Source organism: Sandarakinorhabdus sp. (genome assembly GCF_031430775.1).
Taxonomy (GTDB): Bacteria; Pseudomonadota; Alphaproteobacteria; order Sphingomonadales; family Sphingomonadaceae; genus Sandarakinorhabdus.
In genome coordinates this window covers 1-23,561 of the sequence record NZ_JANPCD010000175.1, presented here as the reverse complement: position 1 = coordinate 23,561, position 23,561 = coordinate 1, and the positions used below count along the sequence as shown (strand labels likewise).

Genomic DNA, 23,561 nt, shown 5'->3' with positions numbered 1-23,561 from the left:
CTAAGGCGTATCGGCGTGCGCGCCTTTGGGCAAGAGCAGCAAGCCGGCAAGGCTGACGCCCGCCGCGCCCGCGACATACAGGCCAACTGACGCCAGCCCATATTGCTGCGACAGCGACTGGGCGATCACCGGCGTCAGCCCACCACCAATGATGCCGCCCATGTTGAACGCCACCGACGCGCCGGTATAGCGCACGCGCGCCGGAAACAGCCCCGGCAGGAACGCGCCCAGCGGCCCATAGACAAAGCCCATGACGAACAACGCCAGCGCCAGAAAGCCGCCGATGCCCGGCAACGTGCCCAGCGTCATCATCGGGCCCAGCGCGCCGCCCACCAGCACGGCGGCCAGCGAACCCGCCATCAGCACGGCGCGCGGGCTGAACCTGTCGGACAGCCAGCCAGCGAGCAGAATGCCGGCGGCCAGGAACAGGATCGCCAGCAACTGCACCGACAGCACCGCCTCGCGGGCAAAGCCCAGCCCTGTGGCATGGCCCAGCGCAAACACCGTGGCGATATAGAACAGCGCAAAACACGTCACCGCCGCCGCCACGCCGCACAGCGTCTGGCGCCAGTGCAGCCGCAGCAATTCGCCCAGCGGCACTGCCGGCGGGCGTTCATGAGCCAGCATCGCAGCAAACGCCGGCGTTTCCGTCAGGCGCAGCCGCACCCACAGCCCGATGCCGACCAACAGCGCACTGGCCAGGAACGGCAGCCGCCAGCCCCAGTCCAGGAAGTCCTTGTCGTTCAGCCACAGCCCCAGCAGCAAAAACAGGCCATTGGCGGCAATGAACCCCACCGGTGCCCCCAATTGCGGGAACATGCCGAACCGCCCGCGCCAGCCCGGCGGCGCATGCTCGACCGCCAGCAACGCCGCGCCGCCCCATTCGCCGCCCAGCCCGAACCCCTGCCCGAACCGCAACAGGCACAGCAGCAGCGGTGCCGCCACGCCAATGGCGGCATGGGTGGGCAGGAACGCAATCGCAAACGTCGATCCGCCCATCAGCAGCAGCGACGCCACAAGCGTGGATTTGCGCCCCACCCGGTCACCGAAATGCCCGAACACCAGGGCGCCGATGGGCCGGGCGACAAACGCCACGGCAAAGCTGGCATAGCTGGCGAGCAATTGCGCCGACGGATTGTCCGACGGGAAGAACAGCGGCCCGAACACCAGCGCGGCGGCGGTCGCATAGATATAGAAATCATAGAATTCGACGGCGGTGCCGACCAGCGAAGCCGTCAGCACCCGGCGATTGCCGACCGCAACTGTCGCTGGCCCTATAGCCACGGCGCCCGCGTATCCAGTGCCAACATGGCGGCAGGCTCGTTGCGCGCCGATACGATGGCCCAGTCGCTGCCATTGACCATCACTTCTGGCACCAGGCTGCGCGAATTATAGGTGCTGGCCATGGTCGCGCCATAGGCGCCTGCCGTCATGAAGGCCACCAGATCGCCAGCCGTCACGGCGGCCATGTCGCGGTCCTCGGCAAAGGTGTCGCCGGTTTCGCACACCGGGCCGACGACCGTTGCCGTCATCATCCCCTCGGTGTCGCGCACGGGCCGAATGTCGTGCCAGGCGCCATACAGCGATGGCCGCAGCAGATCGTTCATCGCGGCATCGACGACCACGAACGTCCGCTGCGCGCCCTGCTTGATCAGGATGACCTGCGACACCATCACGCCGGCATTGCCGACGATCATGCGCCCCGGTTCGAACATCAACCGCTGGTTCCAGCCGCGCGTCGCCTGCGCGACCATGGCGGCATAGACTGCGGGTTCCGGCGGTGCCGGCTGGTCGGCGCGATAGGGCACGCCCAGCCCGCCGCCGACATCGATGCGGGTCACGGCATGGCCCAGCCCGGACAATTCGCCGGCCAGCGCACCAAGCCGCCCGATGCAGTCCGCGATGGGCGACAGATCGGTCAGCTGGCTGCCGATATGCGCCGCCAGGCCGATGGGGCGCAGATGGGCATGGCCGGCGGCCTGCACAAAGGCGGCGCCGGCGCGGCCGATGGGAATGCCGAACTTGGCCTCGGAGCCGCCGGTGGAAATCTTGGCATGGGTGCCGGGGTCCACGGCGGGGTTGACGCGGATCGCCAGTTCCGGCGCCGCGCCCTTGTCGCGTGCCACCTCTGCCAGCATTTCGATCTCGGCTTCGGATTCGACATTGAATTGCAGGATGCCGGCCTCGATGCCCATCGCCAGCTCGGGGCGGGTCTTGCCGACGCCGGAAAACACGATGCGCGATGCCGGAATGCCGGCAGCCAGCGCCCGCGCCAGTTCGCCGCCCGACACGACATCGGCGCCGGCGCCCGCCCGCGCCAGCGTTGCCAGCACCGACAAATTGGGGTTGGCCTTGACGGCAAAGGCCACCAGCGGATCGCCATTGCCCAGGCCGGCAACGGCGCTGGCAAACACGTCATAGTGCCGGGCGATGGTGGCAGTGGAATAACAATAAAACGGCGTGCCGACCTTGTCGGCCAGCACGGCAAGGCTGACATCCTCGGCGTGCATGACGCCGCCGCGCATGGTGAAATGGTCCATCGAATGCCCTGATGTCAGCGCTTGGGAGGCGGCAGGTTGAACGGGTCCTCGCCGCGATCGCGCAGCTGGCCGGTCTGGTCGTCGATGCGTGCCGGCGCTGCCTGGGCATCGGTTCGCAGCATCTGCTGCGGCGACGGTGCGCGCATCGTGCCCACTGGTGCCACCGGCGCCGGGCGGCCAACGGGCGTCAGCGCGCCCTGCTTGCCGCAGGCCGCAACCAGCAGCAGCGACGCAAGCAATGCCAAAGCCGGGACCGGCACGCGCATCACAGCGCCTTTCGGGCCGCAGCGATGGCGGCGCGCACATTGGCCGGCGCGGTGCCACCAAAGCTGGTGCGGCTGGCAACGCTGGCTTCGACCGACAGCACGTCGCGCACCGCCGGCGTGATGCGCACGTCGATGGCGGCCAGTTCGGCATTGGTCAGGCCGTTCAGGTCGCTGCCCTTGGCCTCGGCGGCCTTGACGCAGCGCCCAGTGATTTCATGCGCTTCGCGGAACGGCACGCCGCCGGCCCGCACCAGCCAGTCGGCCAGGTCGGTCGCGGTGGAAAAGCCGCTGTTGGCCGCAGCGCGCATGCGTACGGGGTTGAAGGTGATCGATGCCACCATGCCGTTCATGGCGGCGAGGCACAGGCCCAGATCGTCATGCGCGGCAAACACCGTCACCTTGTCGTCCTGCATGTCCTTGGAATAGGCCAAGGGCAGCCCCTTCATCACCACCGACAGCCGGGTGAAGCTGCCGAGGAACTGCCCGGCCTTGGCGCGCACCAGTTCGGCGGCATCGGGGTTGCGCTTTTGCGGCATGATGCTGCTGCCGGTGCTCCAGGCATCGGGCAAGGTGACGAAGCCATAGGGCTGCGACGCCCAGATGATCATTTCTTCGGCCAGCCGCGACAGATGCAGCCCCGTCATGTGCGTCGCGGCCAGATATTCCAGCGCGAAATCCCGGTCCGACACGCTGTCGAGGCTGTTGCGCGTCGGGCCGCCAAAGCCCAGCGCCTTTGCCGTCATCGCCCTATCGATGGGAAAACTGGTGCCGGCCAATGCGGCGGCGCCCAGCGGGCATTCGTCCATGCGCCGCGCCGCATCGGCAAAGCGGCCCCGGTCGCGGCCCAGCATTTCGACATAGGCCATCAGATGATGGCCCAGCGTCACCGGCTGCGCCACCTGAAGGTGCGTGAAGCCGGGCATGATCGTGTCGGCGTGTTGCTCGGCGCGCACCAGCAACGCGCCGATCAGCCCGGCCAGCGCCGCATCGGCCTCGGCACACGCCGCCTTGACCCACAGCCGGAAATCCACCGCCACCTGGTCGTTGCGGCTGCGCGCCGTGTGCAGGCGGCCCGCTGCTGGCCCGATGATCTCCTTCAGCCGGGTTTCGACATGCAGGTGAATATCCTCCAGCGCCAGATTCTCGACGAGCTTGCCGGCCTCGTATTCAGCGGCGATCTGCACCAGTCCCTTGTCGATGGCCGCCACATCGGCCGGCGCAACAATGCCGCGCGCCCCCAGCATGGCGACATGCGCGCGGCTGCCGGCGATATCCTGCCGCCACAGCCGCTTGTCGACACCGATCGATGCGTTGATCTCGCGCATGACCGCCGATGGCCCGGCGCCGAAACGCCCGCCCCACAGGCTGTTGGCGCTGCCGTCTCCGCCGGCCTGCGAGGCGATATCGCTGGTGATGGTTCCGCTCCCGTAATTGCCCGCCCGCGATACGGGATTGGCGTGTCCCTCGCAAGCAGCGGCGCCGCCGATTGCCCCAAGCGCCGCCAGTTTCAGCGTGTCCCGCCGCGATACCGTCATTTGCCGTCTCCCTCCCAGCGCGCCTGTGGCGGACGTGGTGCCACAGCCGCTTGCCGCCCGCCACTGCGCCGTTTATCCCGCCGCAGGTGATGATGGCGCAAAGGAACGATGTGATGCGGATTGCTGTGATGCTTCTGGCTGGTCTGGCGCTGACGGGCTGCGGCGATACGGCGCCAGCGGCAAAGGCCCCCGCCAAAGCTGCTACGCCCGCCGCGCCCGCTGCACCCGCTGCGCCCGCTGCCCTCAACACCATCGACCGCAGCCATGCCGGCGAGCCTGGCCCCGCCGGTGTCACCTGGGAAATGAAGGGCGGCGCTGTGCAGAAGCTGTCCGATCACAAGGGCATGCGGATGCTGGTCAATTTGTGGGCAACCTGGTGCGCGCCGTGCATCGCCGAAATGCCCGAACTTGACCGGCTGGCGGCAGAATCGCCGGTGATGGTGCTGCCGATTTCGCAGGACATGGAAGGCTGGCAGGTCGTCGACAAATTCTGGGCCGGCAAGTTCAAGAATATCGAGACCGGCCTCGACCAGCCGGGCAGTTATGCCGAGGCGGTCAAGGCACGCGGCCTGCCGGTCAGCATCCTGTACGACGAACAGGGCCGCGAGATCTGGCGGGTGTCCGGCGTGCTGAAATGGGATTCGCCCGAAGTCAGAAAGGCGCTGGAAGGCTGAACCGGCTTCAGCGCCGCGCAGTCAGGACATCCAGGCGCCTGGCACAGGCGGCATCGTCCAGCAACTCGGCGATTGGTACCGCCAGGCGCCGGCGCCAGTTGGGATGCTCGTGCGTGGTGCCGGGCAGGTTGGGCTGTTCCGCTTCGCCCAGCAGGTCCTCCAGCGGCACGATCACCAGGGCGGCGGGCGTGCGCGCGAAATGTGCCAGCGCGGCATCGACCAGCGGCGCCGTGTCGCCGGGCGCGGGTCGCTCGCTGTCGCCCGCAAGCGTTGACCAGAGCAGGCCGCGGTCCCAGTCGCGAATCGCCTCGGCCCCGGCGCGGTCGACGCCTTCGGGTAACCGGTGCAGCGCCTCGGCCCAATCGAGATCGTGCCCCGACCACCATCCCGCCAGCGTCGGCGTGTCATGCGTGCCTGTCATGGCGACGCCATGCTCCGGATAATCATGCGCGCCGATGAAACCGCCATCGGCGGCGCGTTCGAACCACAGCACGCGCATGCCCGGCATATTGCGGTCCGTCACGGCCTGCGTGAACCCCGACGGCGCGGTGCCAAGATCCTCTGCGACAATCAGCGCCGACGCGCGCTGCGCTTCAAGCGTCAGCAGCCGCACCAGGTCGAGAAACGGATAGGTCAGATACGCGCCCCGGGATGATGTCTCGCCCTCGGGAATGACCCACAGCCTCGCCAGCCCAAAGGCATGGTCGATCCGCAGCCCGCCCGCGGATCGCAGCGCCGCCCGCACCATGTCCAGCCATGGTCCATAGCCGCTGCGCGCCAGCCCATCGGGTGAAAAGCCGGTGATGCACCAATTTTGCCCCAAGGGGCCAAGCGGATCGGGCGGCGCACCGATGGTCAGCCCGTTCAGCATCGCATCGCGTAGCGCCCAGGTGTCGCTGCCCGCCAGATGCACGCCGACGGCAAGATCGGTGATCAGCCCGGTGGCCATGCCGGCATCGCGCGCCTGCTGCTGGGCAGCGGCCAGGCCCTTGCGGGCGAGCCACTGCGCAAACACGTGAAAATCCACTTCGGCGCTGTTTGCAGCGCGAAAATCTGCCACTGCGGCACTGGCAGGATCGCGAAATTCCGCCGGCCAGTCGCGCCAGCCATTGCAGCCTCGGGGCCGAAACTGACAATCCAGCGCTTCGAATGTCGCGTGGCGGCGCAGCGCGTCATCGCCCTTGGCCTCACCGGCAATTCGGGCGCGCAATTCGTCCGGCAGGCCCGCAAAGCTTTCCCGCAATTGCGCCAGACGCTGCGGCAGGGCGATGGGCCAGTCAATCAAGCCGGCCGCTTCGCCCGGCGGCAGCGGCGGCAGGCCGACCAGCGCCGGATCGCCCATCGCGCTGTTGAGGAAAATGCGGCTCGATGGCGAATAGGGGCTGAAATCCTGCCCTGAACCCGGAAACATCGCATGGACCGGATTGATGGCAATCGCATCACAGCCGCGTCCCGCCAATGTGCGTGCCGCATCGGCAAGCTCGGCGAAGCCCCCAAAGGCACGCGGAGCCGCGCCGCGCAGGGCCGGAATCTGTATGGCGGTGCCCCACATCCGGCGGCCATCGGCGGCGGGCACCGGGCACCGGGCGGGCGCGACGGCCAGCGTCACCGCACGGCCGCCGATGACAAGCCGATGATAGCCAGGCACACCGGGCGCCTCGATCATGCCGTTCGCCACCGTGACCTGCCGGGCAACCCCGTCTTCCCCGATGATTTCGGCATATGCGGCTTGTGCGGCGCCGCCGGGCAACGCCGTGGTTATCCCGACCTGCGTGACGATCATGGCTGGCCAGGCTCGCGCCGTGTCGGCCAGGGCCGCGATGCTGTGCGCGATCTGGTTGCTGCTGCCGGTTTCGTGGCCAAGCGCGTGCAGGATGGCCGCCAGCGCGTCATCGCAGGTGGTTTGATCGCGGCCCTCGACATCGCGCCAGTGGCGGGCAACCCCTGCTGCATCACACAGCGAATGAAGGTCATGCAAAACAGCGTCGGCCATGATGCCCTCTGCATCGCCCCCCCGGGCCGGGCATGCAACCCGTTTCCGGCCGCCGCACATGAATATTCGGCGCCGGTGCCGTGTAAGCAGTTGCTCATTGTCGTTGCTCCGGCATAGGCTTGCGACCAAGGGCACAACTAGCTGACAATCGGCACAAACCCTGCGGACCGGTAAAGGCGGGGCGCAAGATCAACATATCAGGAGTATCCCGTTCGTGCCTGCCAATCCCGACCTCAAGTCCGAACAGTTCGAAGCGCGGATTACCACGGTCCTGCGCCAACGGCTCGGCAAGAACGAAAAGGCGGCAAAGGATCACGACTGGTTCGCGGCGACCGTGCTTGCCCTGCGCGACGACATCATCGATCGCTGGATCGAATCGACATCGCGCACCCACGAAACAGAAGGCAAGCGCGTCTATTATCTCAGCCTTGAATTCCTGATCGGTCGCCTGCTGCGCGATGCGCTGTCCAACCTGGGGCTGACGGACGAAATGCGCGGCGCCTTGCGCGAACACGGGATCGATCTGGCCGAACTGGAAGAACTGGAGCCTGATGCGGCGCTTGGCAATGGCGGGCTGGGCCGGCTGGCGGCCTGCTTCATGGAAAGCCTCGCCAGTCTCGATATCCCTGCCTATGGCTATGGCATCCGTTATGTGAACGGCATGTTCCGCCAGCGCATCGACGATGGCTGGCAGGTCGAATTGCCGGAAACCTGGCTTGCACACGGCAACCCATGGGAGTTCGAACGGCGCGAAAGCGCCTATCGCATCGGGTTCGGCGGCGAGGTCGTCATGACGCCGGGCGGCGCCAGATGGCAGCCGGCCGAAGCGGTCGAAGCCATCGCCTTCGATACGCCCGTGGTCGGCTGGCGCGGCCGGCGCGTCAATACGCTGCGGCTATGGACGGCAAATGCGCTCGATCCGATCAAGCTCGATGCGTTCAATGCCGGCGATCATGTGGGCGCGCTGGTCGATGTGCTGCGTGCCGATGCGCTGGTACGCGTGCTGTATCCTGCCGATTCCAGTGCGGCCGGGCAGGAACTGCGCTTGCGGCAGGAGTATTTCTTCACCTCGGCGTCGATCCAGGACATCGTGCGCCGGCACGTGCAATATGTCGGCGATGTCCGAAGCCTGCCGGACAAGGCGGCGATCCAGCTCAACGATACCCATCCGGCGATTGCGGTCGCCGAACTGATGCGGCTGCTGGTCGATGATCACGGGCTGGAATTTGCCGAAGCCTGGGACGTGACCTGCCGCACCTTTGGCTACACCAACCATACCCTTTTGCCCGAAGCGCTGGAAAGTTGGCCGCTGCCGCTGTTCGAGCGGCTGTTCCCCCGGCACATGCAGATCGTCTACAAGATCAACAGCGGCGTGCTGAAACAGGCGCGCGACAAGGGTATGTCCGATGGCGAGGTGTCGGCAATCTCGCTGATCGACGAGGGCGGGAATCGCCGCATACGCATGGCCAACCTGGCCTTTGCCGGCTCGCACAGTGTCAACGGCGTCGCCGCGCTGCACACCCAATTGATGAAGACCACGGTTTTTGCCGATCTGCACAAGCTGTACCCCGACAAGATCAACAACAAGACCAATGGCGTGACGCCGCGGCGTTGGTTGCAGCAATGCAATCCGGGCCTGACCGGCGTCATCCGCGAGGCCATTGGCGATGCCTTTCTCGATGATGCAATGCAGCTGTCGGCGTTGAACCCGCTGGCCGGCGACGCACAGCTTGGTCACAAGATCCTGCAAGTCAAACGCGCCAACAAGGCCGCTTTGTCCGATCATCTGCATGGGCTCATGGGGATACGGCTCGACCCCGATGCCATGTTCGATGTGCAGATCAAGCGCATCCACGAATACAAGCGGCAATTGCTGAACCTCATCGAGACAGTCGCGCTGTATGACCAGATCCGCAGCCATCCCGAAATCGACTGGGTGCCACGGGTCAAGATTTTCGGAGGCAAGGCGGCCTCAAGCTATCACAACGCCAAGCTGATCATCAAACTGGCGGGCGATATCGCGCGCCGGATCAACAATGATCCAACGGTCGGCGACCTGCTCAAGGTCGTGTTCGTGCCCAACTACAATGTGTCCATGGCCGAGCGGATTATTCCGGCCGCCGACTTGTCCGAACAGATCTCCACCGCCGGGCTGGAGGCGTCGGGCACGGGCAACATGAAATTCGCGCTGAATGGCGCGCTCACCATCGGCACGCTCGATGGCGCCAATATCGAGATCATGGAACATGTCGGGCGCGACAACATCGTCATCTTCGGCCTGACCGCCGACGAGGTCGCCGCCGGGCGCGCCAACGGCTATAATCCTCGCTGCATCATCGAAGGGTCGAGGGAATTGCGCCAGGCCGTGGAAGCCATCGCATCGGGTGTGTTCTCGCCCGACGATCCCGCGCGCTACCGGGGGTTGATGGACGGGCTTTATGACAGCGACTGGTTCATGGTCGCGGCGGATTTCGAAAGCTACAGCCAGGCCCAGCGTCAGGTCGACCGGCGCTGGCAGGACGGCGTCGGCTGGCAATCCACCATCATCCGCAACATCGCCAATGTCGGCTGGTTCTCGTCCGACCGGACGATCACCGAATATGCCCGCGAGATCTGGGCGGTATCGTGAAGCCGCCCGGGTCCGCAATCGAGGCCTTGCTGGCCGGCACCCATGCGGACCCGTTTTCCCTGCTGGGCCTTCACCAAGGCCCGGACGGCGCCTTCATCCGCGCCATATTGCCCGGCGCGCAAACCGCGCAGGCCTTCGATCTTGCCGGCATGCCGATTGCCGATCTGGCGCGCATCGATGATCGCGGCCTGTTCGAAGGCCAGGCCAAGGTCGGCCCGCAGCCGGTCAAATACCTGTGCACGGGCGGCGGCCATCAATGGTGGGTGACCGATCCCTACAGCTTTGGCCCCGTGCTGGGGCCGCTGGATGATTTCCTGATCGCACAAGGCACCCACCAGCGCCTGTTCGACAAGATGGGCGCGCATCTGATCACGCATGAAGGCGCGCCGGGCGTGCATTTTGCGGTCTGGGCGCCCAATGCCGCGCATGTCGCGGTTGTCGGCGATTTCAACAATTGGGACGGCACCCGGCACCCGCTGCGCAAGCGGCAGGATATCGGTGTCTGGGAAATCTTCATCCCCGACATCGGCGCGGGCCGGGCCTATAAATACCGCATTGTCGGGCCGGACGGCACCGTGCTGCCGCTCAAGGCCGACCCCTTTGCCTTTGCCTCCGAACTGCGCCCCCGGACAGCATCGCTGACAGCCGATCCCCATAAACCCGATTGGGGCGATGCAGCGCACCGTGCGCACTGGGCCGCCGTCGACCCGAGGCGCGAGCCCATTTCCGTCTACGAAGTCCATCCCGGATCATGGCAGCTGGACGAAAACGGCTGGTTTCTCAGCTGGGACGCGCTGGCGCAGCGGCTGATCCCCTATGTCGCCGAGATGGGGTTCACCCACATCGAATTTCTCCCCGTCTCGGAACATCCCTATGATCCGAGCTGGGGCTATCAGGCCACCGGGCTGTATGCCCCTTCGGCGCGCTTTGGCGCGCCGGACGGCTTTGCGCGGTTCGTCGATGGCGCCCACCGCGCCGGGTTGTCCGTGCTGATCGATTGGGTGCCGGCGCATTTTCCGGTCGATGCGCACGGGCTGGCGCGGTTCGACGGCACTGCGCTGTACGAACATGACGACCCGAGGCTGGGCTTTCACCCGGACTGGAACACCGCAATCTACAATTTCGGTCGGCGCGAGGTGGCGAGCTTCCTCGTCAACAACGCCCTTTTCTGGGCCGAGCGTTACCATGTCGACGGGTTTCGGGTCGATGCGGTGGCGTCGATGCTGTACCGGGATTACAGCCGCGAAAATGGCCAATGGATTCCCAACGAACAGGGCGGCCGCGAAAACTGGGACGCGGTCGCCATGTTGCGCGCCATGAACCGGGCGCTGTACGCCAGCCACGCCGGCATCATGACGATCGCCGAGGAATCCACCTCCTGGCCCGGTGTGTCGCACCCCGCGCACGGCGATGCGCCCGGCTCCACCGCGCTGGGCTTCGGGTTCAAATGGAACATGGGTTTCATGCACGACACGCTGCAATACATGGCACGCGATCCTGTCCACCGCCGCCACCATCATGACGAGATCACCTTCGGGCTGGTCTATGCATTCACGGAGAATTTCGTCCTGCCTTTGAGCCATGACGAAGTCGTGCACGGCAAGGGCTCGCTGCTGACCAAGATGAGCGGCGATGATTGGCAAAAATTCGCCAATCTGCGCGCTTATTACGGCATGATGTGGGGCTATCCGGGCAAGAAACTGCTGTTCATGGGGCAGGAGTTTGCCCAGCGGCGGGAATGGTCCGAGGCACGCGCGCTGGATTGGGATTTGCGCGCCGCGCCGATGCACGAAGGGGTGCGCAACCTCGTGCGCGATCTCAACCATCTGTATCAGGCAAAGCCGGCGCTGCATGCCCGTGACTGCGAGGCCGAAGGCTTTGAATGGCTGATTGCCGATGACCGACAAAACTCGGTTTTCGCCTGGCTGCGCAAGGCACCGGGCGAAAAGCCGGTGGCCGTCATCAGCAACATGACCCCGGCGCTGCACGATCATTATCGCCTGCCCTTGCCGCACGACGGCCTTTGGCGCGAAGTGCTCAACAGCGATGCGCATGGCTATGGCGGCAGCGGCCAGGGCAATCTGGGCGCCATCACGGCGGCAGGCGGCGCTGCGCACATCATCTTGCCGCCACTGGCAACGCTGATGTTCGAATATGACGGATCAAGGCCCGAACATACGGCGCCGTGAAAAGCCCGCAACGACGGCAAAAGTAAAAAAGCCGCGACGGCGGCATGTGGGGAGGAAGCGCATGGCACAGAAAAGACAAGCACCGCTGGCGCGTGACGCCATGGCCTATGTGCTGGCAGGCGGGCGCGGCAGCCGCCTGATGGAATTGACCGATCGCCGTGCCAAGCCGGCGGTCTATTTCGGCGGCAAGACGCGGATCATCGATTTTGCGCTGTCCAACGCGCTCAATTCCGGCATCCGGCGCATCGGGGTCGCCACCCAGTACAAGGCGCATTCGCTGATCCGCCATCTGCAGATGGGGTGGAACTTCCTGCGGCCGGAACGCAACGAAAGCTTTGATATCCTGCCGGCATCACAGCGCGTGTCCGAAACGCAGTGGTACGAAGGCACCGCCGACGCCGTGTACCAGAACATCGACATCATCGAATCGCACGGGCCTGAATATCTCGTCATCCTGGCCGGCGATCACATCTACAAGATGGACTACGAACTGATGCTGCAACAGCACGTCAACCAGGGAGCGGACGTGACGGTGGGCTGCATGGAAGTGCCGCGCGCCGAAGCCAGCGGTTTCGGCGTCATGGCGGTCGATGATGCCGACCGGATCATCGAATTCGTCGAAAAGCCCGCCGATCCGCCGGCAATGCCCGGCAAGCCGGAGGTGTCGCTGGCGTCGATGGGCATTTATGTCTTTTCCACCCGCTTCCTGTTTGCACAGCTGGCGCGCGATGCCGCCGACCCCGCCAGTTCGCGCGATTTCGGCAAGGACATCATCCCGTATCTGGTCAAGCACGGCAAAGCCGTTGCGCACCGTTTTTCGGAAAGCTGCGTGCGCGGCAAGGACGAGGGCGGCGTCTATTGGCGCGATGTCGGCACCGTCGATGCTTATTGGGAGGCCAATATCGATCTCACGCAGATCATTCCCCAGCTCGACATGTATGACCGGGATTGGCCGATCTGGAGCCATGCGGAAATGGTGCCGCCGGCCAAGTTCGTCCACGACGAAGCCGGGCGGCGCGGGGAGGCGGTGTCCAGCCTTGTCGCCGGCAATTGCATCATTTCGGGCAGCCATGTCGAAAGCAGCCTGTTGTTCACCAGCGTCCTCACCCGGTCGTGGTCGCATGTCGAACAGTCGGTGATCCTGCCGTGGTGCGATGTCGGCCGCCATGCCCGGCTCAAGAAAGTGGTCCTCGATCGCGGCGTGAAAATCCCGCCCGGCCTGGTGGTGGGCGAAGACCCGCTGCTCGATGCCAAGCGCTTTCGCCGCACCGAAAAGGGCGTCTGCCTGATCACCCAGCCGATGATCGACCGATTGGAACTGTAATGGCACTGCGCGTCCTTTCCGCCGCGTCCGAGGCGGTGCCGCTGATCAAGACGGGCGGGCTGGCCGATGTCGCCGGCGCGCTGCCGGCGGCACTTGCGGCGCACGGGATTGCCATGACGACGATGCTGCCGGGTTATCCGGCTGTGATCGCCGCCATCGGCAAGGCCAGATGTGTCCACACATGGGACGCCTTGCTGGGCGAGCCGGCGCGGCTGCTGGCTGCACAAATCGGCAGCAATGACGTGCTGGTTCTGGATGCGCCGGGTTACTTCGGGCGCGCTGGCACCCCCTATGCCGATGCGTCCGGCAAGGATTGGGGCGACAACTGGCGGCGGTTTGCGGCGTTCGGCAGGGCTGCCGCCGACATTGCCGGGGGGGCGGCAAAGGCGCTGTCATTCGACCTGCTGCACGCGCATGACTGGCAGGCCGCGATGGCCATCGCCTATCTGCGCTTTGCCCCGCTGCGCGCCGGCCTGCGGATACCAACCGTCCTGACCATCCACAATCTGGCGTTCCAGGGCTGGTTCGACCCGCGCATCTTCGCCAGCCTCGAATTGCCCGGATCGGCATGGTCGATCGACGGGGTGGAAACCTATGGCGGCGTCGGCTTTCTCAAATCCGGGCTGCAACTGGCCGATATGGTCACGACCGTCAGTCCCACCTATGCGCGCGAGATCGTCCGCCCGGAATTCGGCATGGGCCTCGAAGGCCTGATCGCCCTGCGCGGCGACCATGTGCGCGGCATCGTCAATGGCATCGACAAGGCTGAATGGAACCCGCAGACCGATCCGGCGTTGGCAGCCGGCTATGGCCCGCGCAGCCTTGGCAAGCGCAAGGCCAACAAGCGCGCCCTTGAACAGCATTTCGGCCTTGAACAGGATGATGGCCCGCTCTTCATCATGATCAGCCGCCTGACATGGCAAAAGGGCGCCGATCTGATTTGCGAAGTGCTGGACCATCTGGTCGGCAATGGCGGGCGGCTGGCGATCCTGGGGTCGGGCGACCCCGACATCGTGGCGGGCTTGCAGGCCGGCGCCGCGCGCCATCCGGGCAAGGTCGGCGTGCATATCGGCTACGACGAAGCGCTGTCGCACCGGATGCAGGGCGGCGGCGATGCGATCCTGGTGCCCAGCCGGTTCGAACCCTGTGGCCTGACGCAGCTTTACGCGTTGGCCTATGGCTGCGTGCCGGTCGTGACCCGCACCGGCGGTTTGTCGGACACCGTCATCGATGCCAACCCCGCCGCGCTGGGTGCCGGGGTCGCCACCGGCATCCAGTTCGACGGCGCCCATTATCACGGCCTGGCATCGGCGATCACCCGCACCATCGCCCTGTATCGGCAGCCCGGCCAATGGCGGCGAACGCAAGGCAACGGCATGGCCGCAGATTTTTCCTGGGATCGCAGCGGCGCGGAATATGCCGCGATCTACCAGCAACTTGCCGGGGGCACCCCATGATCCAGTCCATCGCCACCACGCCGTTTGCGGGGCAGGCGCCCGGCACTTCGGGCCTGCGCAAGAAAGTGCGGGTGTTCCAGCAGGCGAACTATGCCGAAAACTTCGTCCAGTCGGTGTTCGATGTCGTCCAGCGCAGCGATGGCGCGGCACTGGTGCTGGGCGGCGATGGCCGCTTCCACAACCGCACCGTCATCCAGCAGGCCATCCGCATGGCGGCGGCAAACGGCTATGCCCGTGTCATCGTCGGGTGCGGCGGCATCCTGTCCACGCCGGCCGCCAGCCATGTCATCCGCAAATATGGCGCCAGCGGCGGCCTCATCCTGTCGGCAAGCCATAATCCCGGCGGACCGGACGAGGATTTCGGCATCAAATATAACATCGCCAATGGCGGCCCCGCGCCCGAAGCGATCACGGATGCCATTTACGCGCGCACGCAGACAATCGCCCGCTGGCTGACGGTCGGCACGCCGGACATCGATCTGGACGCCATCGGCAGCTTGATGGTGTCGGGCATGACAGTCGATGTCATCGACCCGGTCGCAGACTATGCCGAATTGATGGAAAGCCTGTTCGATTTCCCCGCAATCCGTGCGGCGGTGGCTGGCGGCTTCACCATGGCCTTTGATGCGATGCACGCAGTGACCGGGCCTTATGCCACCGAAATCCTTGAACGGCGGCTCGGCTTCGCGGCGGGGACGGTACACAATGGTGTGCCTTTGGAGAATTTCGGCGGTCATCACCCCGATCCCAACCTTGTCCATGCAGCGGCGCTGCATGACCTGATGATGGCGCCGGATGCGCCTGATTTCGGCGCGGCGTCGGACGGCGACGGCGACCGCAACCTGATCATCGGGCGCGGGCGTTTCATCACGCCGTCGGATTCGCTGGCGATTCTGGCGGCCAATGCGCAATTGGCGCCCGGTTATGCGGCGGGGCTGAAAGGCATTGCGCGGTCTATGCCGACCAGCGCGGCGGCGGACCGGGTGGCGGCGGCGCTGGGCATTGCCGCCCATGAAACCCCCACCGGGTGGAAGTTTTTCGGAACCTTGCTCGATGCCGGCCTTGCCACGATTTGCGGCGAGGAAAGCGCCGGCACCGGGTCCGACCATATCCGCGAAAAGGACGGGCTATGGGCGGTGCTGCTGTGGCTCAACATCCTTGTCGTGCGGCGGATCGGCGTTGATGCCCTGGCGCGCGATCATTGGGCGCGGTTCGGGCGCAACTACTATGCCCGCCATGATTACGAGGCCATCGATACCGGCCGTGCCAACGCGCTGGTCGCGGCGCTGACGGCGCGATTGCCGACCCTGCCGGGCAGCCGGTTCGGACCGCTGATGGTGGCCCGCGCAGACAGCTTTTCCTATACCGATCCGGTCGATGCGTCGGTCAGCGCCAATCAGGGCCTGCGCGTGTTGTTCGAAGGCGGCTCGCGCGTCGTGTTCCGCTTGTCGGGCACCGGCACCAGCGGCGCCACCTTGCGCGTTTATCTCGAGCGCTATGAACCGGCAGACGGCATGATCGGCGCCGATACAGCGCTGATGCTGGCGCCGATTGTCGCGGCGGCGCAGGATATCGCGCAGATCGCCGCATACACCGGCCGCGCCGCGCCAGATGTCGTGACGTGACGCTGCCCTACGGCGCCCGTTGCGTGGGCGGCGTCACCAGCTTTCGGGTGCGGTCGCCAGAGGCGTCGGCGCTCTGGCTGTGCCTGCCGGGTGCCGGCGGCGAACAGCGCATCGCGATGCAGCGCAGCGGCAATGACTGGACCTGCGTGCTGCCCATGGAACGCCCCGGCGCCGCCTATGGCTACCGTGCCGATGGCGAATGGGCGCCTGCCAGGGGCCTGTGGTTCGATCCGGCCAAACTGCTGGTCGATCCCTATGCCGTCACGCTTGATCGGCGCTTTGTCCAGGATCCCGCGCTGGCAGTGTTCGGTCTCGACACCGCCCATTTCGTGCCATGGGCGCTGGTGCCTGGCCCTGACCTGCCTGCCCCCTTGCCGCGCCCGCCGCTGCTTGATCGCGGCGGCTTGATCTACGAAATCAACGTGCGCGGTTTTACCATGCTGCACCCTGATGTGCCGCCGGCGCTGCGCGGCACCATCGCGGCGTTGGCCGAGCCGGTCATCATGGCGCATCTGAAAAACCTGCATGTGTCGGCCATCGAATTGATGCCGATCACCGCCTGGATCGACGAGCGCCATCTGGGTCCACTGGGGCTGCACAACGCCTGGGGTTACAATCCGGTGGCGCTGATGGCGCTCGATCCCGGGCTTTGCCCTGGCGGGGTGGTCGAATTGCGCCAGACCGTCGCCGCACTGCACGCGGCCGGTATCGGTGTCATCCTCGATCTTGTTTTCAACCATAGCGGCGAAAGCGATATTCACGGCGGGGTGCTGTCGCTGCGCGGGCTCGACAATGCCGCCTATGCCCATGCCCCCGATGGCAGCCTGATCAACGACACGGGCTGCGGCAACACGCTGGATTTTGCCAACCCGGCGGTGCGTGCACTGACGTTGGCCAGCCTGCGCCATTTTGTGTCGCAATGCGGCGTCGATGGCTTTCGCTTCGATCTGGCGCCGATTATGGCGCGCGGCCCCGGCTTTGCTGCCGATGCGCCCATGTTTGCCGAAATCGCCGCCGATCCGCTGCTGTCAGATCGGATCATGATCGCCGAACCATGGGACATCGGCCCCGGCGGCTATCAACTGGGCAATTTCCCCGCCGATTGGCTCGAATGGAACGACCGCTTTCGTGACGATGTCCGCCGTTTCTGGCGCGGTGACGGCGGTATCGCCGATCTTGTGACGCGAATCGCCGGCTCATCCGATGTTTTCAATGGCGAATGCCGCAGTGTGAACTTCCTTGCCGCACATGACGGCTTCACGCTGGCCGACACTGTTGCCTATGCCCGCAAGCACAACCACGCCAATGGCGAGGATAATCGCGACGGCCACGGCGACGAACCGTCATGGAATTGCGGCAGCGAAGGTAACGGCCCCGACCTTGACCCCGCACTGGCCGCCCGCCGCAGCGCCGACCTGCGCGCGCTTCTGGCCACGCTGTTCGCATCGACGGGTACGATCATGCTCACGGCCGGTGACGAATTCGGCCGCACGCAGCACGGCAACAACAACGCCTATGCACAGGACAACCCCGTCAGCTGGATCGACTGGGCGCGCCGGGATCGCGAACTGGAAAGTCATGTCGCAAGCTTGGCCCGCCAGCGTCTCGCACGAAGCTGCCTGTCCAGCCGCTTCCCGGATACCGGCGACTGGGCCGGGCCGGACGGCAAGCCGATGACCAGCGCGGATTGGCAAAACCCCGCGACCGGCGCCGTCACCTACACCCTCAGGCACGGGGCCGGCGACCTGACGCTCAGGATCGACCGGTCCCGAAAGACTGTCGCATGGGACGCCGGCGCCTAGGCCCTGGCGCCTAGTTGTTCATCGCGTCGAAGAAGTCCTTGTTGGTCACGCTGTCCTTCATCTTGTCGAGCAGGAATTCCACCGCATCGACGGTGCCCATCTGCATGAGAATGCGGCGCAGCACCCACATCTTGGCCAGCGTCGTCTTGTCTACCAGCAGTTCTTCCTTGCGGGTGCCGGACTTGCCGATGTCGATGGCCGGGAACACGCGCTTGTCGGCGATCTTGCGGTCCAGCACGATTTCGCTGTTGCCGGTGCCCTTGAATTCTTCGAAAATCACTTCGTCCATCCGGCTGCCGGTATCGATCAGCGCCGTCGAGATGATGGTCAGGCTGCCGCCTTCCTCGATGTTGCGCGCCGCGCCGAAAAACCGCTTCGGGCGCTGCAGGGCATTGGCATCGACACCGCCGGTCAGCACCTTGCCCGATGACGGGACCACGGTGTTGTAGGCGCGGCCCAGACGGGTGATGTTGTCGAGCAGGATGATGACATCGCGCTTGTGCTCCACCAGCCGCTTGGCCTTTTCGATGACCATTTCGGCCACCAGCACGTGCCGCGTCGCCGGCTCGTCAAAGGTCGATGAGATGACCTCGCCCTTGACGGTGCGCTGCATGTCGGTGACTTCCTCGGGCCGCTCGTCGATGAGCAGCACGATCAGATAGCATTCGGGGTGGTTGGCCGAAATCGCGCGGGCGATGTTCTGCATCATGTTGGTCTGGCCGCCGCGCGGCGGCGCCACGATCAGGCAGCGCTGGCCCTTGCCCAACGGCGCGACGACATCGATGACGCGGCCGGTCTTGTCCTTGATCGTCGGGTCATTGCTGTCGAGGTTGAGCTTTTCGTCCGGATACAGCGGCGTCAGATTGTCGAAATTGACGCGGTGGCGCACGGCTTCGGGCTCGTCGAAATTGATGAGCGTGACGCGGTTGAGGCTGAAATACCGCTCGCCGTCCTTTGGTCCGCGAATTTCGCCTTCGATGGTGTCGCCGGTGCGCAGGCCAAAACGGCGCACCTGCATCGGCGCCACATAGATATCGTCCGGCCCGGCCAGATAATTGGACTGCGCCGACCGCAGGAAGCCGAAACCGTCGGGCAGCACTTCGATGGTGCCGCTGCCCATCACTTCATCGCCGGCCTCGGCAGCCGCCTTGAGGATGCCGAAGATGATGTCCTGCTTGCGCAGCGTCGACGCGTTTTCGACGCCCAGTTCCTCGGCCATGGCAACGAGTTCGGCGGGCGGGGTCTTTTTCAGGTCATGGAGATGCATGGGTGGGACTTTGCTAGGCTGAGGCCCGAAGGACGCGGGCAATGCGAAAACGCCGGTTCGGCGCGAGTTCAGCGGGGCGCACACCAGGACGGGCGCGACGTTTCTGCCCTAATCCCAAGCATCGGGCCGGTCAAGCGCCGCTGTCCGGTCTTGCGGGGTGCAGGTTCTCCGGTGGTGCCCCGGGGGTGTCCTACAGCCGGTGCGTGCACTATGCTGCGGCATGATTCCATCGTTTTGACCCTGCCGTTCAACCGCCTGTGCCGACATTCAAGTCATTGAAATAAAAAGACGCGATTTTTCATTTACTCACGAAACCGTTAACTTCGTCTACTTCCGATGAAAGGCCTGCCCCATGCCCGTTGCCGCCCTTGGCGATTATGACGACGCCAATATCTTCGCCCGCATCCTGCGCGGCGAGATCCCGTGCCGGCAGGTGTTCGCCGATGATCATGCGCTGGCGTTCCACGATATCAACCCGCAGGCGCCGATGCATGTGCTGGTGATTCCGCGCGGGCGTTATCGGTCATGGGCGGATTTTTCGGCGCTGGCGAGCGATGCGGAAATCGCCGGGTTTATCCGGGCTGTCGGCACCGTGGCGCGGGAAATGGGGCTGGAGGAACCCGGCTATCGCCTGCTCGCCAATGCCGGCGAGGACGCCCATCAGGAGGTGCCGCATCTGCACGTCCATATCTTTGGCGGCCGCCCGCTGGGACCGATGCTGGCACGCTAGGCTTTATGCGCTTCCGCCATGCGCCGGATGGCGGCGATTTTGGCATGTAGCGGCGCCCAGTCGTCATCCGCCGCAATCGGTGCCCACAACGCCTCGACCTCGTCGATCAGCATGGTGCAAGGTTCGGCGTCGCACCAATAAGGGTGGGTAGGCGCCGTGCCGGCATACGGGACCACAGCGGCGATGAATGGCGCGAACGCTTCGGCGGTGTAATCCACCGCCGAAGTCCCGCGCAAAACGCCGCCGCGCCAGTCGAAGAAAAAGCGGTCGGGCGACATCTGTGTTGCGACCAGCGCCTTTTCCATGGTCTGCACCAGCGCGGTATCGGCCTGCGGATCGCGCCGGGCAACACCCAGCCGGCCCAGCATCGCATCGGCCAGCGCCGCGCCATAAGCCTGCGGAAACGCCTCAAGGCTGCCGCGCAGGTCATCCAGCGGCGCGATCAACCGCAGCGCGCCGGCCAGTTGATAGAGATTCCATTGCAGCGCCTCGGCCTGGCGCCCGAAACTGTAAAGCCCGCCATGGTCGAAATAGGCGGCGGTGAAACCCGAATCCCAGGCCGGCACGAACCGCCAGGGGCCATAATCGAAACTTTCGCCGGTGATGTTGATGTTGTCGGTATTGAGGACGCCATGGACAAAGCCCGCCGCCATGAATTGTGCCGCCAGCCGGGCGCCGGTGTGCACCGCATGGTCCAGAACCGCTGCCGCCGGGGTAGGGCCGCTGGCTTGGGGGGCAAGGTTTGCCAGCACATAATCGCACAGCCGTGCCATGGCGGCTTCGTCCTTGAGATAGGCCTGCCGCTGAAAGGTGCCATACCGGATGTGACTGTGGTTCAATCGCACCATGACCGCCGAACGGGTCGGCGATGGCTCGTCGTTCCGGTACAGTTTCTCGCCGGTTTCGATGACGGAAAAGGTCCGCGAGGTATCGAGGCCCAGCGCTTCGAGCATTTCGGTGGCAAGGATTTCCCGCACCGCGCCCTTGAGCGTCAACCGGCCATCGCCCATCCGGCTCCACGGGGTCTGGCCCGAGCCCTTGGTGCCAAGGTCCATCAGCCGGCCATGGTCATCGCGCATCTGGGCAAACAGAAACCCACGGCCATCGCCCAGATCGGGGTTGTAGCTGCGGAATTGATGGCCGTGATACCGCATGGCCAGCGGTTGTGGCAGGCTGCCGGGCAGGGGCGCGAACCGGCCGAAATGCGCGGTCCATTCCGCGTCGTTCAGATGGCCCAGGCCGACCTGTGCGGCGGCGCGGTCATTGCGGAACCGCAGGATGGTGTCAGGGAAATCCGCCGGCTGCACCGGATCGAAAAACGCATCGCCAAGGGTAAGGATAGCGGTTTCTGGCTGAAAGGCGGTCATGCCGCCAATTGGTCAATCCGTGGGATAGTTGCAAGCGGCGCGCACGAACCGCACCGTTTCACGCTCGACACGGTCGGCTTCTGCGGGGGTGCAGGCGGTCAGCCACAGGTCGATGGCGTCGCCGACGACGTGATGCGTGAAGCTTGCTGCAAGGTCGATGGCAACACCGGTGATGCCGCGCTTGGCCATGGCGGCGGTCATCTGCATGGCGATCCAGTTGGTCGTTACCGTCTTTGCAGCGTGGTAGAATGGCTCGGCATCGGCGTTGCCTTGCAGCGCCGCCTTGGGGCCGGGTCCACCGCAGGGCATGTCGGCGGTGCCGCCCATGCCTTCCCACATCAGGTTTTCGCGGCAGAATTGCAGGACGCGCGGAATGATGATGCCCGGTTCCAGATCCTCCAGCGCATAGCCGGCTTCCATCGCTTCGATCATCAGTTCGCCGTGGCGGCGACCGAGTTCGACGAGCAAGGCCTTTTTCGAGCCGAAGTGATAGAAGATCGAGCCTTCCGATACATCGGCGGCGCGGGCGATGTCGGCGGTGCCGGTGCTGGCAAAGCCCTTGGTCGAAAACAGCATATAAGCGGCCGACAACACGCGGTTCTTGGTTTCGGCGGGGTCATACCGGCGTGCACGGACATCGCCGCGGCCATCGGTACGGGCCGTCGTGCGCGCCGCGGCGGCAGCGTTGCGTGAATCAATAGCGCGCGTGGCCACTTTTGAGATTCTTCCTTTATTCCCCCCGGAAGCGTGGCTTATAGGGCAACAACTGAGTCAGAGTCAAAAAACGACCGGAAAAGGGGCAATCATGGCCAGTGCGGCCAACCAGCAAAGCGGCGAATGGAGCGACGGCTGGGCCTGGTCGGACGATTCGCTGCGCCTGCACTGGCGAGAGCGTGCTGCGGCGCCCGGTGTGCCTGCCAATCGGCCAGTGTTGCTGTGCTTGCCCGGCATGACCCGGACGGCGCGAGATTTTGCTGCCCTTGGCGATTGGATGGACGGTCGTTGGCGGGTCGTGGCCGTGGACATTCGCGGCCGAGGCGAATCGGGCTGGGCGCGCGACCCGCTGACCTATGTGTCGCTGATCTATCTGCGCGACCTGTCGCGAATCCTCGCCGAGGCCGGCATCGACCGGTTCGTTGTGCTGGGCAGTTCGCTGGGCGGCCAATTGGCGTTGCAGATGACCACGGCGCACCGCGCCGCAATGGCCGGCGTGATCCTGAATGATATCGGTCCCGAAAGCCTGCCGGCAGGCCTGGCGCGGCTGCGCAGCAATGTCGGGCGCGGCGGCAACTGGCCCACCTGGATTCATGCGGCGCGCGATTTGGCGCAGCGCAACGGCAACATCTACCCGCATTGGCAACTGGCGGACTGGCTGGGCTTTGCCAAGCGGCTGTGCCGTCTGTCGCCGCAGGGCAAGATCATCCTCGATTATGATCCGCGCATTGCCGAACCGCTGCGCCTGCCGCATAGCGATGCCGGATCCGACCTGTGGGCGGCGCTTGATAGCTTGTCCGGCGTACCGGTGCTGTCGCTGAGGGCCGAGCTGTCGGATGTGTTTTCAAGCGCGGCGCAGGCCGAACTTGTCCGGCGGGTGCCCGGCCTTGTTGCTGCCGTTGTGCCGGATGTGGGCCATGCGCCGGCTTTGGACGAGCCGGCCGCACGGGCCGCAATCGACGATTTTCTTGAACGCATGATTGCAGGAGATGTGACGTGATGGAACGCAGTGTCTGGAAACTGGCGCGGCGCCCGGTGGGCGATATCGCCGATGGCGACCTGGTGCTGAGCCGCGAAACCCTGCCCGATCTGGCGGATGGCCAATTTGCGCTTGGCGTCATCTACATCAGCCTCGACCCCACTAACCGCATCTGGATGAGCGACATGGAGCAGTACATGCCCCCCGTTGCCATCGGCGCACCGATGCGGGCTGGTGTGTGCGGCCGCGTCATCGCCAGCAAGAAGCCCGGGGTGAATGTTGGCGACCTGATGGCCGGGCTTGGTGAATGGGCCGATATCATCGTGTCCGACGGTGCCTTTATGGGGCCGCTGCCGCAGTTGCCGGGCCTGTCGCTGGCCGCAACTTATGGCACGCTGGCGCTGGTCGGCCCCACCGCCTATTTCGGTTTGCTGGACATCGGCCAACCCAAGCCCGGCGAGACGCTGGTG

Annotated in this window: 17 protein-coding genes and 1 pseudogene; 10 read left to right on the top strand and 8 right to left on the bottom strand. The window is 65.3% G+C overall.

The genetic code is table 11. The features are described from left to right. From RMQ73_RS11465 to argH, 4 genes are read right to left on the bottom strand one after another with little or no spacing between them, the layout of a single operon-like run. Nucleotides 1-1,284, bottom strand: coding sequence for an MFS transporter (locus RMQ73_RS11465; protein ID WP_310498378.1), 1,284 nt, complete (start codon nucleotides 1,282-1,284; stop codon nucleotides 1-3). Then, entirely contained in the window at nucleotides 1,275-2,540 is a 1,266-nt protein-coding gene (lysA, locus tag RMQ73_RS11460; protein WP_310498377.1) for a diaminopimelate decarboxylase, read from the bottom strand. Before lysA ends, RMQ73_RS11465 begins: the two co-directional genes overlap by 10 nt. A 14-nt stretch (nucleotides 2,541-2,554) precedes the next feature. Further along, nucleotides 2,555-2,806 (bottom strand): hypothetical protein, encoded by a 252-nt coding sequence (locus RMQ73_RS11455; RefSeq protein WP_310498376.1) that lies wholly within the window; start codon nucleotides 2,804-2,806, stop codon nucleotides 2,555-2,557. Next, on the bottom strand, nucleotides 2,806-4,170 hold the full coding sequence (argH, locus tag RMQ73_RS11450; RefSeq protein ID WP_310498390.1) for an argininosuccinate lyase: 1,365 nt from the start codon (nucleotides 4,168-4,170) through the stop codon (nucleotides 2,806-2,808). Before argH ends, RMQ73_RS11455 begins: the two co-directional genes overlap by 1 nt. 284 nt (nucleotides 4,171-4,454) lie before the next feature. On the opposite strand from argH, the gene RMQ73_RS11445 reads away from it, so the two are divergent. Continuing rightward, nucleotides 4,455-5,015, top strand: a complete 561-nt coding sequence (locus RMQ73_RS11445; RefSeq protein ID WP_310498375.1) for a TlpA disulfide reductase family protein — start codon at nucleotides 4,455-4,457, stop codon at nucleotides 5,013-5,015. Nucleotides 5,016-5,022: 7 nt separating this feature from the next. Here the strand turns inward: RMQ73_RS11445 and malQ are convergent, their stop codons facing one another. After that, nucleotides 5,023-7,008, bottom strand: a complete 1,986-nt coding sequence (malQ, locus tag RMQ73_RS11440) for a 4-alpha-glucanotransferase (protein ID WP_310498374.1) — start codon at nucleotides 7,006-7,008, stop codon at nucleotides 5,023-5,025. 214 nt (nucleotides 7,009-7,222) lie between these two features. On the opposite strand from malQ, the gene RMQ73_RS11435 reads away from it, so the two are divergent. The 6 genes from RMQ73_RS11435 (at nucleotide 7,223) to glgX (ending at nucleotide 18,034) form a co-directional block, all read left to right on the top strand. After that, nucleotides 7,223-9,637, top strand: coding sequence for a glycogen/starch/alpha-glucan phosphorylase (locus tag RMQ73_RS11435; RefSeq protein ID WP_310498373.1), 2,415 nt, complete (start codon nucleotides 7,223-7,225; stop codon nucleotides 9,635-9,637). Next, nucleotides 9,634-11,826, top strand: a complete 2,193-nt coding sequence (glgB, locus tag RMQ73_RS11430) for a 1,4-alpha-glucan branching protein GlgB (RefSeq protein ID WP_310498372.1) — start codon at nucleotides 9,634-9,636, stop codon at nucleotides 11,824-11,826. Before RMQ73_RS11435 ends, glgB begins: the two co-directional genes overlap by 4 nt. A gap of 61 nt (nucleotides 11,827-11,887) precedes the next feature. Then, nucleotides 11,888-13,150 (top strand): glucose-1-phosphate adenylyltransferase, encoded by a 1,263-nt coding sequence (gene glgC / locus RMQ73_RS11425; protein WP_310498371.1) that lies wholly within the window; start codon nucleotides 11,888-11,890, stop codon nucleotides 13,148-13,150. After that, nucleotides 13,150-14,607: a glycogen synthase GlgA gene (glgA, locus tag RMQ73_RS11420; protein WP_310498370.1), complete on the top strand. Its 1,458-nt coding sequence runs from the start codon at nucleotides 13,150-13,152 to the stop codon at nucleotides 14,605-14,607. Before glgC ends, glgA begins: the two co-directional genes overlap by 1 nt. Next, nucleotides 14,604-16,232, top strand: a complete 1,629-nt coding sequence (locus RMQ73_RS11415; RefSeq protein ID WP_310498369.1) for an alpha-D-glucose phosphate-specific phosphoglucomutase — start codon at nucleotides 14,604-14,606, stop codon at nucleotides 16,230-16,232. The genes glgA and RMQ73_RS11415 overlap by 4 nt, the downstream gene beginning before the upstream one ends. Next, nucleotides 16,229-18,034, top strand: coding sequence for a glycogen debranching protein GlgX (glgX, locus tag RMQ73_RS11410; protein WP_310498368.1), 1,806 nt, complete (start codon nucleotides 16,229-16,231; stop codon nucleotides 18,032-18,034). The genes RMQ73_RS11415 and glgX overlap by 4 nt, the downstream gene beginning before the upstream one ends. A gap of 10 nt (nucleotides 18,035-18,044) precedes the next feature. Here glgX and rho read toward each other — a convergent pair whose 3' ends face one another. Continuing rightward, on the bottom strand, nucleotides 18,045-19,301 hold the full coding sequence (gene rho, locus RMQ73_RS11405; protein ID WP_310498367.1) for a transcription termination factor Rho: 1,257 nt from the start codon (nucleotides 19,299-19,301) through the stop codon (nucleotides 18,045-18,047). Between the two features lie 352 nt (nucleotides 19,302-19,653). On the opposite strand from rho, the gene RMQ73_RS11400 reads away from it, so the two are divergent. After that, on the top strand, nucleotides 19,654-20,031 hold the full coding sequence (locus RMQ73_RS11400; RefSeq protein ID WP_310498366.1) for a histidine triad nucleotide-binding protein: 378 nt from the start codon (nucleotides 19,654-19,656) through the stop codon (nucleotides 20,029-20,031). On the opposite strand, the gene RMQ73_RS11395 is transcribed toward RMQ73_RS11400, so the two are convergent. Both RMQ73_RS11395 and RMQ73_RS11390 read right to left on the bottom strand, forming a co-directional pair. After that, entirely contained in the window at nucleotides 20,028-21,398 is a 1,371-nt protein-coding gene (locus RMQ73_RS11395) for a protein adenylyltransferase SelO family protein (RefSeq protein ID WP_310498365.1), read from the bottom strand. The genes RMQ73_RS11400 and RMQ73_RS11395 overlap by 4 nt on opposite strands. Nucleotides 21,399-21,410: 12 nt before the next feature. Further along, nucleotides 21,411-22,112 (bottom strand): TetR/AcrR family transcriptional regulator, encoded by a 702-nt coding sequence (locus RMQ73_RS11390; protein WP_310498364.1) that lies wholly within the window; start codon nucleotides 22,110-22,112, stop codon nucleotides 21,411-21,413. Between the two features lie 91 nt (nucleotides 22,113-22,203). Between RMQ73_RS11390 and RMQ73_RS11385 the strand changes: the two genes are divergently transcribed. Continuing rightward, entirely contained in the window at nucleotides 22,204-23,112 is a 909-nt protein-coding gene (locus tag RMQ73_RS11385) for an alpha/beta hydrolase (RefSeq protein ID WP_310498363.1), read from the top strand. After that, a pseudogene (locus RMQ73_RS11380) lies at nucleotides 23,112-23,561 on the top strand (NADP-dependent oxidoreductase); the annotation flags it as partial. The gene RMQ73_RS11385 and the pseudogene RMQ73_RS11380, both read left to right, overlap by 1 nt.

What these genes read in the sequence shown, in the direction of transcription:
- lysA (WP_310498377.1), bottom strand. Translation starts at nt 2,540, where the DNA reads ATGGACCATTTCACCATGCGCGGCGGCGTCATGCACGCCGAGGATGTC.
- RMQ73_RS11455 (WP_310498376.1), bottom strand. Translation starts at nt 2,806, where the DNA reads ATGCGCGTGCCGGTCCCGGCTTTGGCATTGCTTGCGTCGCTGCTGCTG.
- RMQ73_RS11445 (WP_310498375.1), top strand. Translation starts at nt 4,455, where the DNA reads ATGCGGATTGCTGTGATGCTTCTGGCTGGTCTGGCGCTGACGGGCTGC.
- malQ (WP_310498374.1), bottom strand. Translation starts at nt 7,008, where the DNA reads ATGGCCGACGCTGTTTTGCATGACCTTCATTCGCTGTGTGATGCAGCA.
- glgC (WP_310498371.1), top strand. Translation starts at nt 11,888, where the DNA reads ATGGCACAGAAAAGACAAGCACCGCTGGCGCGTGACGCCATGGCCTAT.
- glgA (WP_310498370.1), top strand. Translation starts at nt 13,150, where the DNA reads ATGGCACTGCGCGTCCTTTCCGCCGCGTCCGAGGCGGTGCCGCTGATC.
- RMQ73_RS11415 (WP_310498369.1), top strand. Translation starts at nt 14,604, where the DNA reads ATGATCCAGTCCATCGCCACCACGCCGTTTGCGGGGCAGGCGCCCGGC.
- rho (WP_310498367.1), bottom strand. Translation starts at nt 19,301, where the DNA reads ATGCATCTCCATGACCTGAAAAAGACCCCGCCCGCCGAACTCGTTGCC.
- RMQ73_RS11400 (WP_310498366.1), top strand. Translation starts at nt 19,654, where the DNA reads ATGCCCGTTGCCGCCCTTGGCGATTATGACGACGCCAATATCTTCGCC.
- RMQ73_RS11395 (WP_310498365.1), bottom strand. Translation starts at nt 21,398, where the DNA reads ATGACCGCCTTTCAGCCAGAAACCGCTATCCTTACCCTTGGCGATGCG.
- RMQ73_RS11385 (WP_310498363.1), top strand. Translation starts at nt 22,204, where the DNA reads ATGGCCAGTGCGGCCAACCAGCAAAGCGGCGAATGGAGCGACGGCTGG.